This window comes from Pseudomonas entomophila L48 (assembly GCF_000026105.1).
GTDB classification, from domain to species: domain Bacteria; phylum Pseudomonadota; class Gammaproteobacteria; order Pseudomonadales; family Pseudomonadaceae; genus Aquipseudomonas; species Aquipseudomonas entomophila.
In genome coordinates this window covers 4,336,400-4,351,037 of the sequence record NC_008027.1, presented here as the reverse complement: position 1 = coordinate 4,351,037, position 14,638 = coordinate 4,336,400, and the positions used below count along the sequence as shown (strand labels likewise).

Here is a 14,638-nt window from a genome sequence, read left to right as displayed (position 1 = left end):
TTATGTCGCCCCCGTAGGAGCCGGCTTGCCGGCGAACCCGCCCTCAAAACCGATCCACCTTGTACGCGTCCAAATGCGCATCACGAGGGTGCTGCGCCAACCGCCCAATCCATTCCGCCGTCACCGCCGCCTGGGTCAACCCCAGGTGCTGATGCCCGAACGCCAACAGCACCCGGCCCTCCGCTACCCGGTCGATCACCGGTAGAGAGTCGGGCAGCGAAGGCCTGAAGCCCATCCACGGCGTCGCCCCTTGGGCATCCAGGTCACGCTGGAACAAGCCTTGGCTCAAACGATGCAACTGCCACGCCCGCTGCATGCTCGGCGGCGCGTCCAGCCCTGCGAACTCCACCGTGCCGGCCAGGCGCAGGCCATCGGCCATGGGCGTCATGATGAACTTGCGCTCCAGCGAAGTGACCGCGAACGGCAGCCGCTGCTGTTCGTTGGGCAGCATCAGGTGGTAGCCGCGCTCGGTGTCCAGGGGGACACGGATGCCGGTCAGGTTTTCAACCAGATTTGCCGAATGCGCGCCACAGGCGACCAGCACCTGTTTGGCATCCACTTCGCCCTGGCTGCTTTTCAGCGTCACTCCGCTTCTGTGCAATCGGCCGTCCTGGATGTCCCGGTTGGCGAACTGCACGCCCGCCGCCTGGGCCGCTTCGAACAACGCATTGACGACCCTGTACGGATCGAGGAAATGGCCGGTTTGGGGGAAGAACAGCCCTCCCTGGATCTGCATGCTCAACTGCGGCGCCGCATGCCGCACCGCCCGGGCCGGCCAGAAGTCGACCGGCACCGCCTGCTGTTGCAGGCGCGCTTGCAGGGCCTCCAGTGCCGGGCGTGACGCCGGACGTTCGAATACCAGCAACGAGCCATCCTCGCGGAGCAGGTCGCTGCGCCCGAGGCTGCCGAGCAAGCGTTGCCAGGCGCCGAGGCTGGCTTCGTTCAAGGCGCGGATGCCGGCCACGCTGCGCTGGAAGGGCGCCGGGCGCAGGTTGAGCAACAGGCGGGTGAACCAGGGGATGGCCCGGGGCAGGTACTTCCAGTCCAGGCGCAATGGCCCCATCGGGTCCATCAGCATGGCTGGCAGGCGCTTGAGGATCGACAGATCGGCAATCGGGAAGACTTGCTCGGTGGCCAGGTGCCCGGCGTTGCCATAGGAGGCGCCGTGGCCGGGGGCCTGACGATCGACCAGCAGTACCCGCTGCCCCTGGCGGGCCAGTTGCAGGGCGCAGGCGACGCCGACGATGCCGGCGCCGACCACGGCGATGTCGGTATCGGTATTGCTCATGCGCCTTCCCGCTTGCCGTCGAGCAGCCGGCGCAGGAGCAGCGGGTTGCCGTGCTTCAACGCCCTGGGCAGCAGTGCGTCGGGGAAGTCCTGGTAGCACACCGGGCGCAGGAAACGCAGGATCGCCGCAGTGCCCACCGAGGTACCACGGGCATCGGACGTGGCCGGGAAGGGGCCGCCGTGGACCATCGCGTCGCACACCTCGACCCCGGTCGGCCAGCCGTTGACCAGGATGCGGCCGGCCTTGCGTTCGAGGGTGGGCAATAGCTTGCGGGCGTTGGGCAGGTCGCCCGCATCCAGCTGCAGCGTGGCCGTCAATTGACCTTCCAGGTGCTCGGCGATCTGGCGCATCTCTTCGTCGCTGTCGCAAACCACCACCAGCGAGGCCGCGCCGAAGACTTCGGCCTGTAGCGCCGGATCGCTGAGGAACGCCTGGCCTTGAGTGACGAACAACTGCGCCTGGCACTGATTCGGGCCTTGTGCGGGCTGACCGCGGGCCGCTGCCTGGGCGTTGCTGTTGGTACTCAACGCCGTGACGCCGTTTGCGTAGGCGCTGGCGATGCCGGGAGTGAGCATGGTTTGCGATATCGTCTGCTGGACGTGGTCGCGGGCGGCCGTGATGAATCGCTCGAGTGCGGGGCCTTGGCGGGCGATCACCAACCCTGGGTTGGTACAGAACTGGCCGGCACCCTGGGTCAGCGAGGCGACGAAGCCCTGGGCCAGTGTCTCGGCGCGGGCCTGCAAGGCGGCCTCGAACAGGAAGACCGGGTTGATCGAACTCATCTCGGCATACACCGGGATGGGCTCGGCGCGCGCCTGGGCCACCTGGCACAGGGCGATACCGCCACTGCGCGACCCGGTAAAGCCGACCGCCTTGATACGGGGGTCGCTGACCAGGGCGATGCCGATTTGACGGCCGGCGCCGTACAGCAGCGAGAACACGCCTTCGGGCAGTTCGCACAGCTTGACCGCCCGCGCCACGGCCTGGCCGACCAGTTCGCTGGTGCCGGGGTGGGCGCCATGGGCCTTGACCACCACCGGGCAGCCGGCGGCCAGTGCCGAGGCGGTGTCGCCGCCGGCTACCGAGAACGCCAATGGGAAGTTGCTGGCGCCGAACACCGCCACCGGGCCCAGGGCCACCTGGCGCTGGCGCAGGTCCGGGCGTGGCAGTGGCTGGCGCTCAGGTTGGGCGTGGTCGATGCGCACGTCGAGCCATTCGCCGGCACGCACCACGCGAGCGAAGGTGCGCAATTGGTTGCAGGTGCGGGCGCGCTCGCCTTGCAGGCGAGCCTTGGGCAGGCCGGTTTCGGCATGGGCGCGGTCGATCAGCGTGTCGCCCAGGGCCTCGATCTGCTCGGCGATGGTTTCGAGGAAGCAGGCGCGTTGTTCGAACGAGGTTTCGCGGTATTCATCGAATGCCGCCCAGGCCAAGGTGCAGGCCTGGGCCACGTGTTCGGCGCTGGCGCCGGCATAGGCGGGTTCGAGTGCCTGGTTGGTGGCCGGGTCGATGGCGCGGACAGCTTCGCGGCTGCCGGGAACGCTGGTCTGGCCGATCAGCAGGTTGCCTTTCAGGGTCATGGGGCTTCCTTCGCAGTTTCGTGGATGCGCTGTGGCGTTTGTAGGAGCGGCTTCAGCCGCGATGCAGGCACTGCGCTGCGTGGCACCCGCGTCGCGGGTGATCGCGGCTGAAGCCGCTCCTACAGAGGTCACGCCAAATCGATGGGGATGCGTCAGGCCAGGTTCTGCTCAGCCGACCAGTTGGCGTACCAGGTGCGGAACAACGCGTACTGCTGCTCGGCGTAGTGGCGCTGGGCATCGCTCAGGGCGTCGGTTTCGTTGAAGTGCAGGCTGTACTCGCGGTCGCCGTTGAGCACCATCAGGTGCTTGTAGTACAGCACCAGGTCGCAGCCCTCATCGAACGACGACAGCACCGCCAGCGCCGACTCAAGCTCCCGGGCCTGGCGCCGGGCCTTGGCGTCACCCTTGGCGGCGCGCTTGCTCAGGCTGACCAGTTGCAGCACCTCGCGGGGCAGGGCGTTGCCGATGCCGGTGATGGCGCCGGTGGCGTTGCAGTTGACGAAACCATGCACCACCTGGGTGTCGACGCCGACCATCAGGGTCACGGCGTCATCCTGGGAGGTGATGTGTTCGGCGGCGTAGCGCAGGTCGGCGCCGCCGCCGAACTCCTTGAAGCCGATCAGGTTGGGGTAGGCGCGACGCAGTTCGAAGAACAGGTCGGCGCGGGTGGCGAAACCGTAGTAGGGGCTGTTGTAGATCACTGCCGGCAGCTTCGGCGCGGCCGCGAGGATCGCCGAGAAATGATGCTTCTGGGCGATCAGCGAGGCGCCGCGGGACAGCACCCGGGGGATGACCATCAGGCCGGCGGCGCCGACCTTGGCGGCGTGGGCGGCATGGGACACGGCTTCACGGGTGTTCACCGCGCCGGTGCCGACGATGGTCGGGATACCGGCAGCCACCAGGCGTGCGACCCCTTCCTGGCGCTCGGCCTCGGTCAGCAGCGGCCAGTCGCCCATCGAACCGCAGTACACCACCGCGCTCATGCCGGCGTCGATCAGTTCGCGGCCCTTGCGCACCAGGGCGTCGAAATCCGGCTTGCGCTCGGCGGTGCAGGGGGTCATCAGGGCGGGCATGGTGCCGGTGAAGATATTGTCGGTCATTGTTGTCACTCCTGGCGGTATTCAGTGGGAAATGAACGGGGTCAGATGCCCCAGGCGAACGGATCCTGCTCGTCGATCAGCAGGGTGCTGTCGGCGGTCATGTGGGCGCGGCCGGTGATGAACGGGCGGATGTGATCGCCCTCGCGTTCATAACGGCCCTGGAATTGGCTGCCGGTAATGCTGGCCTGGGTCCAGACCTGGCCTTCGGCGAGCTTGCCGTCGGCGGCCAGGCACGCCAGCTTGGCGCTGGTGCCGGTGCCGCAGGGCGAGCGGTCGTAGGCCTTGCCGGGGCACATGACGAAGTTGCGGCTGTCGGCGTGGGCGTCGTCGGCGAACAGTTCGACATGGTCGATCAGCGCGCCGTGCTCACCGTGGATGCCCTGGGTTTCCAGCGCCTTGAGCAACGCCCAGGTGTAGTCGGTGAGGGCTTCGACGTTGTCCAGTTCGATGCGCTGGCCGTGCTCGCTGACCAGGAAGAACCAGTTGCCGCCCCAGGCGATGTCGCCGTGGACTACGCCGTGGCCGGGCACGTCGACTGCCACTTGGCGGCGGTATCGGTAGGCCGGCACGTTGCCGACGGTCACCGCGCCGTCCTCATGCAGGGTGGCGCTGACCTGCCCGACCGGCGTGTCGATCTTGTGCACGCCGGGCTCGATCAACCCCAGGTGCTGGAGCGAGGCGACCAGGCCGATGGTGCCGTGGCCACACATGTTCAGGTAGCCGGCGTTGTTGAAGAAGATCACCCCGCAGGTGGCATCGGCCGAGACCGGCGGGCAGTACAGTGCGCCCACCAGCACATCGTTGCCGCGCGGCTCCAGCAGGCAGGCGCGGCGCCAATGGTCATGCAGCTCGCGCAGCTCGTCGCGCTGCTCGGCCATGCTGCGGCCGGTGAGGGCTGGGAACCCTTTCATCACCAGGCGGGTGGGTTCGCCGCCGGTGTGGGAGTCGATGACATGAAGTTGTTTCATGAGTGTGTCCATTTGGAATTGAGCAATGTCTTGTGCTGTCTGTTCGGGCCCTTTCGCGGCTGAAGCCGCTCCTACAGGAGCCGGCTTGCCGGCGAACAGGGCCCACACGGTTCATGAAGCAATGACTGCGGGACGATGGGCTGCTTGTGGCTGCGCACTGGCCTCGCTCTCATCCTCCCCATCCAGCCGCACCAGCCGCGCCGGTACGCCAGTGGCCGCGCCCCAGTAGTAGATCCCCAGCGCGCAGGCAGCCACGACCAAGGTGTCGAACGGATGCCCGATCACCCCCAGGCCACCGAAGCTGCCCAGCCAGGAGAGGAAAATGGTCACGGCATAGAAACCGATCAGCCAGGCCGACGAGCGCACCTGCTGCCCCAGCGAGAGGTGTTCGGTGGGCACGAAGCGGCGGCACAGCAGGTAGAGCACGAACATCACGATCTGCAGGGCCAGCAGCCAGGACACGGTGTTCCAGCCCGACCAGTAGACGATCAGCGCGGCGATGATGAACGACAGCGGGCCAAGCACGCCCATACCCTTGACCCGGAACGGCCGAGGCATGTCCGGGGCGCTGCGACGCAGGGCGGCGACCGACACCGGGGCCACGGCATAGCTCAGCACCAGGGCGGCCGACACCACGTTGATCAGGGCCTCCCAGGATGGGAACGGCAGGGTCCAGAACACCGCCAGGCCGAAGGTCAGCCACAGCGCCGGGCGTGGGATACCGGACTGCTCGTCGATGCGGGTGAAGTACTTGAAGAAGGTGCCGGTCTGCGCCCAGCCATAGACCACGCGTGGGGTGGCGTTCATGTAGATGTTGCCGCAGCCGCTGGGCGAGATCACCGCGTCCGCCACCACCAGGTAGGCCAGCCAGCCGACCCCCAGGGCCAGGGCAATGTCACGGTAGGGCAGGGCTAGTTCCTTGGTCACCCCGGCCCAGCCGTTTGCCAGCATCTCGGTCGGGATGCTGCCGAGGAAGGCCAGTTGCAGCAGGGCGTAGATGGCGGTGGAGAGCAGTACCGAGAGAATCAGCGCGATGGGGATGGTGCGCTGCGGGTTCTTCACTTCGCTGGCCACCGAGATGATCGGCGTGAGGCCCAGGTAGGCGAAGATGATGCCGCCGGCCGACACGGCCATTTCCACGCCGGACAGGCCGAACGGGGCGAAGCCCTGCACCGAGAAGTTCTCCGGTTTGAAGAAGGTGAACAGCACGCCGATCACCAGCAGCGGCACGATGAACTTGAACACGCTGACCAGGTTGTTGGCCTTGGCGAAGGTCTTCACGCTGCGGTAGTTGAGCGCGAAGAACAGCAACAATAGGGCGAACTGCACCAGCCAGCCGAGCACCGTCGGGTCGCTGGAGCCGGCTTTGGTCAGCCCGGGAAACCAGGCCGCGGCGTATTGGCGCGAGGCGACCACTTCGATGGCGATCAGGCTGGAGAAGGCGATCAGGGTGATGAAACCCATCAGGTAGCCCAGCAGCGGACCGTGGGAGTACACCGGGTAACGCACCACGCCGCCGGCGCGGGGCAGGGCGGCGCCCAGTTCGCAGTAGACGATGCCCAGCAACAGCACGGCGAAGCCGCCGAGGAACCAGGAGAGGATGCCGGCGGGGCCGGCGATGGCCGAGACGTGGCTGGCGGCGAACAACCAGCCGGAGCCGAAGATGGCGCCGAGGCCGATGAAGGTGAGGTCCAGCAATGACAGCTGTTTCTTGAATTTGCCTGACATGGTTGCGCCTTTTTGTAGGTTTTGGATAGGCAGGTCTGATGTCACGATGCGGCTTGGTCGGCCGCGCTCTTGTAGGTCGTGGGGCGGCTTGCGTGGGGCATAGAGTGGACCGATCGAGGTCGGGGTTCTTGATGGTTTTCGCCAAGGTAGATGACGAAATCGGCATAGTTGCCGAAAGTGCTGGCAGGGATGCCGAGAGGGGGAATAGGCTGCAGCACTTGCTGCTGTGCCAGTCAGTCCTGGCCCATTCGCCGGCAAGGCCGGCTCCTACAGGTCACGCATCGTCCTCCATGCCTGTAGGAGCCGGCCTTGCCGGCGAATGGGTGCGTTGATCTGCGGAGTAAGGCCTGAATGCCCGACAATCCCTTGATATCCCTTTACCAGACCCTCGACCAGCACCGCCCCGAATCCCTGGAGGCCTTGCTTAACGGTGTGGTCTGGCTGTTGCCGATGCTCGACGTCATCGCCAACGCGGCGATCTTCATCAAGGACAACCAGGCCCGCTATGTGCTGGCCAACCGCACGCTGGTCCAGCGCTGTGGCCTCAAGCAGTTGCAGCCCTTGCTGGGCAAGACCAGTGCCGAGGTGTTCCCGGCACGGCTGGGGCCCGGCTACACCGAGCAGGACCGTCGGGTGCTGGAGCAGGGGCTGGTGTTGGAGGATCAGCTGGAGCTGCACTTGTATGGCAGTCGCGAGCCGGGTTGGTGCCTGACCCACAAACGGCCATTGCATGACCCTTCTGGCAGGATCATCGGTTTGGTGGGCATTTCCATCGACCTGCAATCAGCCGCCGACACCCACCCCGCCTACCAGCGCCTGGCCGCCGTGGATGCGTATATCCGTGCACACTTCCACCAGCCGATCAGCATGAATGAGTTGACGCGTCTCGCCGGGATCTCGGTGGCGCAGCTGGAGCGTTACTGCAAGCGGGTATTCCACCTCACGCCCCGGCAGATGATCCACAAGGCCCGCCTGGAACACGCCCACCAACTGTTGCACAGCGACCTGCCGATCATCGACGTGGCGCTGCGTTGCGGCTATACCGACCACAGCGCGTTCAGCCGGCAGTTCAAGCAACTGACCGGTTTCACCCCCAGGCAATACCGGCAGGCTACGACAGGTCAGGAAATCTGAAAGAGTGCGCGAGCTTCGTCGAAGCACTGCTCGGCAATCGCCGACCGAGGTTCGCTGCGACGCAGCAACAGGCCGACCGGGCTGTGGATGCTGGCGTCGGCCACGGGGATGATGCGCATGTGCTCGCTGAGTTCCTCCAGCCCGCAATCCAGGGGCATGACCGCACAGCACACGCCAGCGTTGATGGCCTGGATCAGCTGGAAGGTCGAGTCGCTTTCCAGCACCGCGTTGGGCTCCAGGCCGCGGCTGCGGAAACTCAAGTCCAGGGACTGGCGGTAGTGCATGCCCTTGCTCAGCAAGCCCAGAGGGATCTCGCCGAGTTCATCCCAGCGCAGTGTGTCGGTATCGAAACCGAAGTGCCGGGTGTCGTGCAGCAGACCCATGGTGGTGGTGCTCAACTCGATCACGTCGAAGAAGCTGGCATTGACCTGGTCGAGGTAGCAGATGCCCAGGTCGAGCTGGTTGCGGCTCAGGCCGTCGATGATCTGTTCCGAGCTCAGCGACGACAACTGGAAGTTCAGCTCGGGGTATTTCGCGCGCAAGGGCATCAGCAGTTGCATGGGGTTGAAGCTGGCCAGCGGCACGGTGCCCAGGCGCAGGCTACCGACCACCTGGCCACGGCAACTGGCGGCCTCGGCCTGCAGCCCGTCATGGGCAGCGAGCAGGGTACGGGCCCAGGCCAGGATGCGTTCGCCGGCTTCGGTGAAACCCTCGAAGCGCTGGCCGCGCTTGACCAGCACCAGGTCGAGCTCGTCTTCGAGATTGCGCAGGCGCATGGACAGCGTCGGCTGGGTGATGTGGCACAACGCTGCGGCCTGGCCGAAGTGGCGGGTCTGGTCGAGGGCGATGAGGAACTTGAGCTGCTTGATGTCCATGGGGCGGCCTGGCGAGCGGGGTGGGCGGGTCCCGCGACCTTAACCAACTCCGCGCGGGCTGGCCAATCTTTAATGGTGACCGCTTGATAGAGGGTGTTGATCACGCCGTGATAGACACTCTTGATCATGCAGTACGCCTTATCGATTGGACGCTGCCGGGGCTTGGTTCTAACGTGGCGCGATGACAAGCCTGGAGCAGACCCCATGAGTGTGAAACCGGACGCGGTGTTCGTGCCGCTCAACATTGCCGTGCTGACGGTCAGCGATACCCGTACTTTCGATAACGACACCTCCGGCGAGCTGTTGGCCACGCGCTCGGTGCAAATTGGCCACCGCCTGGTAGACCGGGTGCTGCTCAAGGATGACCTGTACAAGATCCGCGCCCAGGTCGCCACCTGGATCGCCGACGAGCAGGTGCAGGTGGTGCTGATCACCGGCGGCACCGGCTTTACCGGTCGCGATAGCACGCCCGAGGCGGTGGATTGCCTGCTGGACAAGCGTATCGATGGGTTTGGCGAATTGTTCCGCGCGCTGTCGATCCTCGATATCGGCACTTCGACCGTGCAGAGCCGGGCGTTGGCCGGATTGGCCAACGGTACTCTGGTGTGCTGCCTGCCGGGTTCGACCGGGGCTTGTCGGACGGCCTGGGAGGGGATTCTGGCCGAGCAGCTGGATGCGCGGCATCGGCCGTGCAACTTCGTGGCGCATCTGAAGCCGATCGCGGCCTGCGAGAGCCGCGGCTGACCGTGAGCGTGGTTCGCCGGCAAGCCGGCTCCTACACATGACCTGTAGGAGCCGGCTTGCCGGCGAATGGCTGCATCAACTCAGCACATGATCCACCGGCACCAGCGCCGGCGGCAGCGGCTCATGCCCCAGCGCTGCCAGCACATCGCGCTCGATGGTGCGCACCATGGCGTCGGTCGGCAGGTCGTTCTCGTCGCGTCCGAAGGGGTCTTCCAGCTCGTTGCCGATCGCATCCAGGCCGAAGAACGTGTAGCTGACGATGGTGGTGAACAGTGGTGCCAGCCAGCCCAACGGCTCGGCCAGGGCAAATGGCAGCAGCAGGCAAAAGATATAGATGGTGCGGTGCAACAGCAGGGTGTAGGGGAACGGCAGCGGAGTACCCTTGATCCGCTCGCAAGTGGCCTGCACCTCGGACAAGCCGTTCAGGCGCTGCTCCAGCATGGTGTAGCGGAACTCGCTGATTGCACCGTCCTTGGCGAGTTGTGAACACTGCCTGCCGATATCGCGCAGGATGCCATCACAGACATTGTGTGCCGTGACCTGCGCGTCCTCGGCCAGCCAGGTGCGGGCCAGGGGCAATTCTTCTTCGTTGCGCAACCGGGCGTTGAGGGCATGGGCGAAGCCGCACAGGCTGCGCAACATCCGGGTGCGAAGTTGTTCATCCTCGATCACCACGCTTTCGCGCACGAATGACCGCACTTCGATGATCATCTTGCCCCAGGCCTTGCGCCCTTCCCACCAGCGGTCGTAGCAGGCGTTGTTGCGAAAGCTCATGAAGATCGACAGCGACAGGCCGAGCAAGGTGAAGGGCGTGGCACTGACCGGATAGAACAGCGCCGGGTAGTGGCGTTCGATAAGCACGATCAGCGCCGCCAGCAGGGTCACTGCCAGGCAGCGCAGGGCGATGCGCTGGACGATCGAGCCCTTGAGGGTGAACAGCACGCGCAGCATGTCGGGGCGTGGGTGGACGATCAAGGCGGTTCCAGAGGCGGCCGGTCAGCCGCCGGTCATGTTCATGAAACGCAGGATCTGCACCTCGCCGCCCACCTCGAAATGGTGGCGGTAGGGCTTGAGCTGCATGGCGTCGCGGATGGCCTTTTCCAGGCGTGCGCTGTCGCCAGGGTGCTGGCGCAGGACCTGCTTCAAGTCCACGGAATGCTCGTTACCCAGGCACAGCAGCAGGCGGCCTTCGACCGTCAGGCGCACGCGGTTGCAGGTGGCGCAGAAGTTGTGGCTGTGGGGCGAAATGAAGCCGACCCGGGTACTGGGCGCTTCGGCCAGGCGCCAGTAACGGGCCGGGCCCTGGGAGGATTCGGCCGATTCGACCAGGGTGAAGTGCTCGGCCAGGCGATTGCGCACATCATCGCTGGAGCAGAAGGATTCTCCACGCTCATGCTCGCTGATCACCCCCAGCGGCATTTCCTCGATGAACGAGATGTCCAGCTCGCGGTCGATGGCGAAACGCACCAGGTCGACGATCTCGTCGTCGTTGCGACCCTTGAGCACCACCGCGTTGAGTTTGGTGCGGCGGAAACCGGCGGCACGGGCGGCGTCGATACCGGCGATCACCTGCTTGAGGTCGCCGGTGCGGGTGAGGGCACGGAAGCGTTCCGGGTCGAGGCTGTCGAGGCTGATGTTCAGGCGCGAGACGCCGGCATCGAACAGGGGCTGGGCCAGGCGGCCGAGCTGCGAGCCGTTGCTGGTCAGGCACAGTTCGCGCAGGCCGGGCAGGGCGGCGATGCGCCCGCACAGTTCGACGATGCCCTGACGCACCAGCGGTTCGCCACCGGTCAGGCGGATCTTGCGGGTGCCCAGGGCGACGAAACGTTCGGCGACCTGGTACAGCTCCTCGAGCGAAAGGATCTGCTGGCGCGGCAGGAACTGCATGTCCTCGGCCATGCAATAGACGCAGCGGAAGTCGCAGCGGTCGGTAACCGACATCCGCAGGTAATCGACTTTGCGGTTGAATCCGTCGACCAGGGCCTGGGGGTTCTTTTCCACGTTCGCGCTCGGCTGTGAAGGGAGTTGGGGCGGCGAAAAGCCGCAGACAAGGTTCAAGCTATTACTTGCGTCCCCTGGCGTCAAATTGCTTTCCCCGACCATTCGATCAGTCTCCTCTATCACGGCCCCAGGCCCTGCAGGCCGTGGCTTCGGCGCCATGATCGAGACGGTTTATCACGCCTTCACTTATTTCGATTGGACGCACCCGAGGTGGGTTCTTAGGCTGGAAAAAACACCGCGCGGAACACACAGAACATGAGCCAGGACGAACACATCAGGGACTACAAGGGGCCGGCCGCCGGCTGGGGCGCGCTCAAGAGCGTGACCAAGAGCTGGCTGGGCAGCGAGAACGCCTTCAAGAACCTGCGGGCCATGCTCAAGACCAACCAGAACGGCGGCTTCGACTGCCCCGGCTGCGCCTGGGGCGAGTCGCCGGAAAGCGACATGGTCAAGTTCTGCGAGAACGGCGCCAAGGCGGTCAACTGGGAAGCCACCGGGCGCTCGGTGGACCCGGCGTTCTTCGCCAAGTACAGCGTCAGCGCCCTGCTCGAGCAGACCGATTACTGGCTCGAGTACCAGGGCCGCCTGACCCACCCGATGCGCTACGATGCGGCCACCGACCACTATATCGAGACCAGCTGGGACGAGGCTTTCGCCCTGGTCGCCAAACACTTGAACGGCCTCGAGTCGCCCGACCAGGCCGAGTTCTACACCTCCGGCAGGGCCAGCAACGAGGCGGCGTTCCTCTACCAGCTGTTCGTGCGCGCCTACGGCACCAACAACTTCCCCGATTGTTCGAACATGTGCCACGAGGCCAGTGGCGTGGGCATGGCCGAAACCCTGGGCGTGGGCAAGGGCACCGTGGTGTTCCACGACCTGGAACTGGCCGACGCGATCTTCGTCATCGGCCAGAACCCCGGCACCAACCACCCACGCATGCTCGAGCCGCTGCGCGAGGCGGTCAAGCGCGGTGCCCAGGTGGTGTGCTTCAACCCGCTGAAGGAGCGTGGCCTGGAGCGTTTCCAGCACCCGCAGCACCCGTTCGAGATGCTCAGCAACGGCTCCGAGCCGACCAACACCGCCTACTTCCGCCCGGCCCTGGGCGGTGACATGGCGGCCATGCGCGGGATCGCCAAGTACCTCCTGCAGTGGGAGCGCGAGGCGCAGTTGAACGATGAGCCGCCCGTGTTCGACCACGCCTTCATCGCCGAGCACACCAGCGGTGTCGAGGCCTACCTGGCCGTGGTCGACGCCACGCCCTGGGAACACATCGTCGAGCAGTCCGGCCTGAGCAAGGCCGAGATCGAGCTGGCCGCGTGCATGTACCGCAAGGCCGAGCGGGTGATCATGTGCTGGGCCATGGGCGTCACCCAGCACCGCCACTCGGTGCCGACCGTGCAGGAAATCGTCAACCTGCAGCTGCTGCGCGGCAATGTCGGCAAGCCGGGCGCGGGGCTGTCGCCGGTACGTGGCCATAGCAACGTGCAGGGCGACCGGACCATGGGCATCGACGAGAAGCCCAAGGCTCAACTGCTCGACGCCATCGAAAAGCGCTTCCAGTTCAAGGTGCCGCGCGAGCACGGGCACAACGCGGTGCTGGCGATCAAGGCCATGGAGGAGGGGCGGGCCAAGGTGTTCATCGGGCTGGGTGGCAACTTCGCCCAGGCCACGCCGGACACCCCGCGCACCCACGCGGCGCTGCGCAACTGCGAGCTGACCGTGCAGATTTCCACCAAGCTCAACCGTTCGCACCTGGTTACCGGGCGAGATGCACTGATCCTGCCATGCCTGGGGCGCACCGAGATCGATATCCAGGGCGAAGGCCCGCAAGGCGTGACGGTGGAGGACACCTTCAGCATGGTGCACATCTCCCACGGCCAGTTGAAACCGCGCTCGCCCCACCTGCGTTCGGAGCCGGCGATCGTCGCGGGCATGGCCAAGGCCACCTTGGGCAACAAGCCGATCGACTGGGAATACGCCATTGCCGACTACGGTCGCATCCGCAGCATGATCGCCGACGTCATTCCTGGCTTCAGCGAATTCAACGAGCGGCTGCAACATCCCGGCGGCTTCCACCTGGGCAACAACGCCGCCGACCGCAACTTCCGCACCGCCACCGGCAAGGCACGTTTCACGCCCAGCCCGTTGCCGGAGCAACTGGTCAACGCGCAGGTGCTGGCCCGTGGCGACAAGCCCGACCTGATCCTGCAGACCCTGCGTTCCCACGACCAGTACAACACCACGTTGTACGGGCTGGATGACCGCTATCGCGGCGTGTTCGGCCTGCGCGAGGTGGTGTTCGTCAACGAGGCGGATATTCGCCGGCTGGGCTTCGAACCGGGCGAGCAGGTGGACCTGGTGTCACTGTGGGAGGATGGCCGCGAGCGGCGGGTGTCGGGGTTCCGCCTGGTGGCCTATGACGTGCCTGAAGGCCAGGCGGCGGCCTACTACCCGGAAACCAATCCGCTGGTGCCGCTGGAGAGCTATGGCGAGGGCACCTACACGCCGACCTCAAAGTTCGTCGCGATCAAGCTGGAAAAGGCCAAGGCCGGCAACCTGATCCAGGCATCATCCACGGATTGAACGCCGTTTCTGTAGGAGCGGCTTTAGCCGCGATGCAGGCACCGCGGTATCTGCCACCCGCTTTGCGGGTGATCGCGGCTGAAGCCGCTCCTACAAGTTAGCGCGAATGATTCGATCACCAGAATCAGCGATACACCGGATACGCCGTTGTGTACTTCATCTGCTCCATGGCAAAGCTCGAGGTGATGTTCGACAGCCCGTCGGTACTGGTGATCAGCTTCTTGTAGAAACGGTCGTACGCCGCGATGTCGCCCACCACCACCCGCAACATGTAGTCCCAGTCGCCAGACATCCGGTACACCTCCATCACTTCCTCGAACGCCGTCACCGTCGCGGCGAACTGCGCCAGCCAGGCACTGTCGTGGCGCTGGGTCTTGAGCTGGACGAACACGGTCAGGCCCAGCCCCAGGCGCTCAGGGTCGAGCAGCGCGACACGGCCACGGATGTAGCCTTCTTCCTCCAGGCGTTTGACCCGCTTCCAGCAGGGGGTGGTCGACAGGTTGACCGCCTCGGCCAGGTCCTTGAGTGAAATCGAGGCGTCGCGCTGCAGCAGGGTGAGGATGTTCTGGTCGAAACTGTCCATGGCGTGGCGGGGCTCGAATCGGGAAAAAGTTTCCAGAGATTAGCGGTTGCGCGAATG

12 protein-coding genes are annotated in these 14,638 nt (G+C 65.5%); 3 read left to right on the top strand and 9 right to left on the bottom strand.

What is annotated here, in order from left to right; translation table 11 throughout:
• Positions 1-43: 43 nt before the first annotated feature.
• The 5 genes from PSEEN_RS18685 to PSEEN_RS18665 form a co-directional block, all read right to left on the bottom strand.
• On the bottom strand, positions 44-1,288 hold the full coding sequence (locus PSEEN_RS18685; protein ID WP_011535121.1) for an NAD(P)/FAD-dependent oxidoreductase: 1,245 nt from the start codon (positions 1,286-1,288) through the stop codon (positions 44-46).
• Complete coding sequence (locus PSEEN_RS18680) at positions 1,285-2,865, bottom strand: aldehyde dehydrogenase (NADP(+)) (RefSeq protein ID WP_011535120.1); 1,581 nt, start codon at positions 2,863-2,865, stop codon at positions 1,285-1,287. Before PSEEN_RS18680 ends, PSEEN_RS18685 begins: the two co-directional genes overlap by 4 nt.
• Positions 2,866-3,017: 152 nt before the next feature.
• Complete coding sequence (locus PSEEN_RS18675) at positions 3,018-3,965, bottom strand: dihydrodipicolinate synthase family protein (RefSeq protein WP_011535119.1); 948 nt, start codon at positions 3,963-3,965, stop codon at positions 3,018-3,020.
• A gap of 41 nt (positions 3,966-4,006) precedes the next feature.
• Positions 4,007-4,933, bottom strand: coding sequence for a 4-hydroxyproline epimerase (locus PSEEN_RS18670; protein WP_011535118.1), 927 nt, complete (start codon positions 4,931-4,933; stop codon positions 4,007-4,009).
• Between the two features lie 111 nt (positions 4,934-5,044).
• Positions 5,045-6,661 carry an APC family permease gene (locus PSEEN_RS18665; protein ID WP_011535117.1) on the bottom strand — a complete coding sequence of 539 codons (1,617 nt, stop codon included), beginning with the start codon at positions 6,659-6,661 and terminating at the stop codon, positions 5,045-5,047.
• Between the two features lie 351 nt (positions 6,662-7,012).
• Here PSEEN_RS18665 and PSEEN_RS18660 point away from each other — a divergent pair, with 351 nt between their 5' ends.
• A complete protein-coding gene (locus PSEEN_RS18660; protein ID WP_011535116.1) occupies positions 7,013-7,795 on the top strand; it encodes an AraC family transcriptional regulator in 783 nt (260 codons plus the stop codon).
• Here the strand turns inward: PSEEN_RS18660 and PSEEN_RS18655 are convergent.
• Positions 7,783-8,670, bottom strand: a complete 888-nt coding sequence (locus PSEEN_RS18655) for a LysR family transcriptional regulator (protein ID WP_011535115.1) — start codon at positions 8,668-8,670, stop codon at positions 7,783-7,785. The two genes, PSEEN_RS18660 and PSEEN_RS18655, sit on opposite strands and share 13 nt — an antisense overlap.
• A 204-nt stretch (positions 8,671-8,874) precedes the next feature.
• Between PSEEN_RS18655 and moaB the strand changes: the two genes are divergently transcribed.
• Positions 8,875-9,414 (top strand): molybdenum cofactor biosynthesis protein B, encoded by a 540-nt coding sequence (moaB, locus tag PSEEN_RS18650; protein WP_011535114.1) that lies wholly within the window; start codon positions 8,875-8,877, stop codon positions 9,412-9,414.
• Positions 9,415-9,489: 75 nt separating this feature from the next.
• On the opposite strand, the gene PSEEN_RS18645 is transcribed toward moaB, so the two are convergent.
• Both PSEEN_RS18645 and moaA read right to left on the bottom strand, forming a co-directional pair.
• Positions 9,490-10,389, bottom strand: coding sequence for a bestrophin family protein (locus tag PSEEN_RS18645; protein ID WP_011535113.1), 900 nt, complete (start codon positions 10,387-10,389; stop codon positions 9,490-9,492).
• Between the two features lie 21 nt (positions 10,390-10,410).
• Complete coding sequence (moaA, locus tag PSEEN_RS18640; protein WP_011535112.1) at positions 10,411-11,415, bottom strand: GTP 3',8-cyclase MoaA; 1,005 nt, start codon at positions 11,413-11,415, stop codon at positions 10,411-10,413.
• Positions 11,416-11,670: 255 nt separating this feature from the next.
• On the opposite strand from moaA, the gene PSEEN_RS18635 reads away from it, so the two are divergent.
• Positions 11,671-13,998 carry an FdhF/YdeP family oxidoreductase gene (locus tag PSEEN_RS18635; RefSeq protein WP_011535111.1) on the top strand — a complete coding sequence of 776 codons (2,328 nt, stop codon included), beginning with the start codon at positions 11,671-11,673 and terminating at the stop codon, positions 13,996-13,998.
• A gap of 124 nt (positions 13,999-14,122) precedes the next feature.
• On the opposite strand, the gene PSEEN_RS18630 is transcribed toward PSEEN_RS18635, so the two are convergent.
• Positions 14,123-14,581, bottom strand: coding sequence for an Lrp/AsnC family transcriptional regulator (locus tag PSEEN_RS18630; RefSeq protein ID WP_011535110.1), 459 nt, complete (start codon positions 14,579-14,581; stop codon positions 14,123-14,125).
• Between the last annotated feature and the right edge of the window lie 57 nt (positions 14,582-14,638).

Excerpts from the sequence above, each read along its gene's own strand:
- PSEEN_RS18685 (WP_011535121.1), bottom strand. The coding sequence starts at position 1,288 with ATGAGCAATACCGATACCGACATCGCCGTGGTCGGCGCCGGCATCGTC.
- PSEEN_RS18660 (WP_011535116.1), top strand. The coding sequence starts at position 7,013 with ATGCCCGACAATCCCTTGATATCCCTTTACCAGACCCTCGACCAGCAC.
- PSEEN_RS18675 (WP_011535119.1), bottom strand. The coding sequence starts at position 3,965 with ATGACCGACAATATCTTCACCGGCACCATGCCCGCCCTGATGACCCCC.
- PSEEN_RS18630 (WP_011535110.1), bottom strand. The coding sequence starts at position 14,581 with ATGGACAGTTTCGACCAGAACATCCTCACCCTGCTGCAGCGCGACGCC.
- PSEEN_RS18635 (WP_011535111.1), top strand. The coding sequence starts at position 11,671 with ATGAGCCAGGACGAACACATCAGGGACTACAAGGGGCCGGCCGCCGGC.
- PSEEN_RS18655 (WP_011535115.1), bottom strand. The coding sequence starts at position 8,670 with ATGGACATCAAGCAGCTCAAGTTCCTCATCGCCCTCGACCAGACCCGC.
- PSEEN_RS18670 (WP_011535118.1), bottom strand. The coding sequence starts at position 4,933 with ATGAAACAACTTCATGTCATCGACTCCCACACCGGCGGCGAACCCACC.
- moaB (WP_011535114.1), top strand. The coding sequence starts at position 8,875 with ATGAGTGTGAAACCGGACGCGGTGTTCGTGCCGCTCAACATTGCCGTG.
- PSEEN_RS18680 (WP_011535120.1), bottom strand. The coding sequence starts at position 2,865 with ATGACCCTGAAAGGCAACCTGCTGATCGGCCAGACCAGCGTTCCCGGC.
- PSEEN_RS18665 (WP_011535117.1), bottom strand. The coding sequence starts at position 6,661 with ATGTCAGGCAAATTCAAGAAACAGCTGTCATTGCTGGACCTCACCTTC.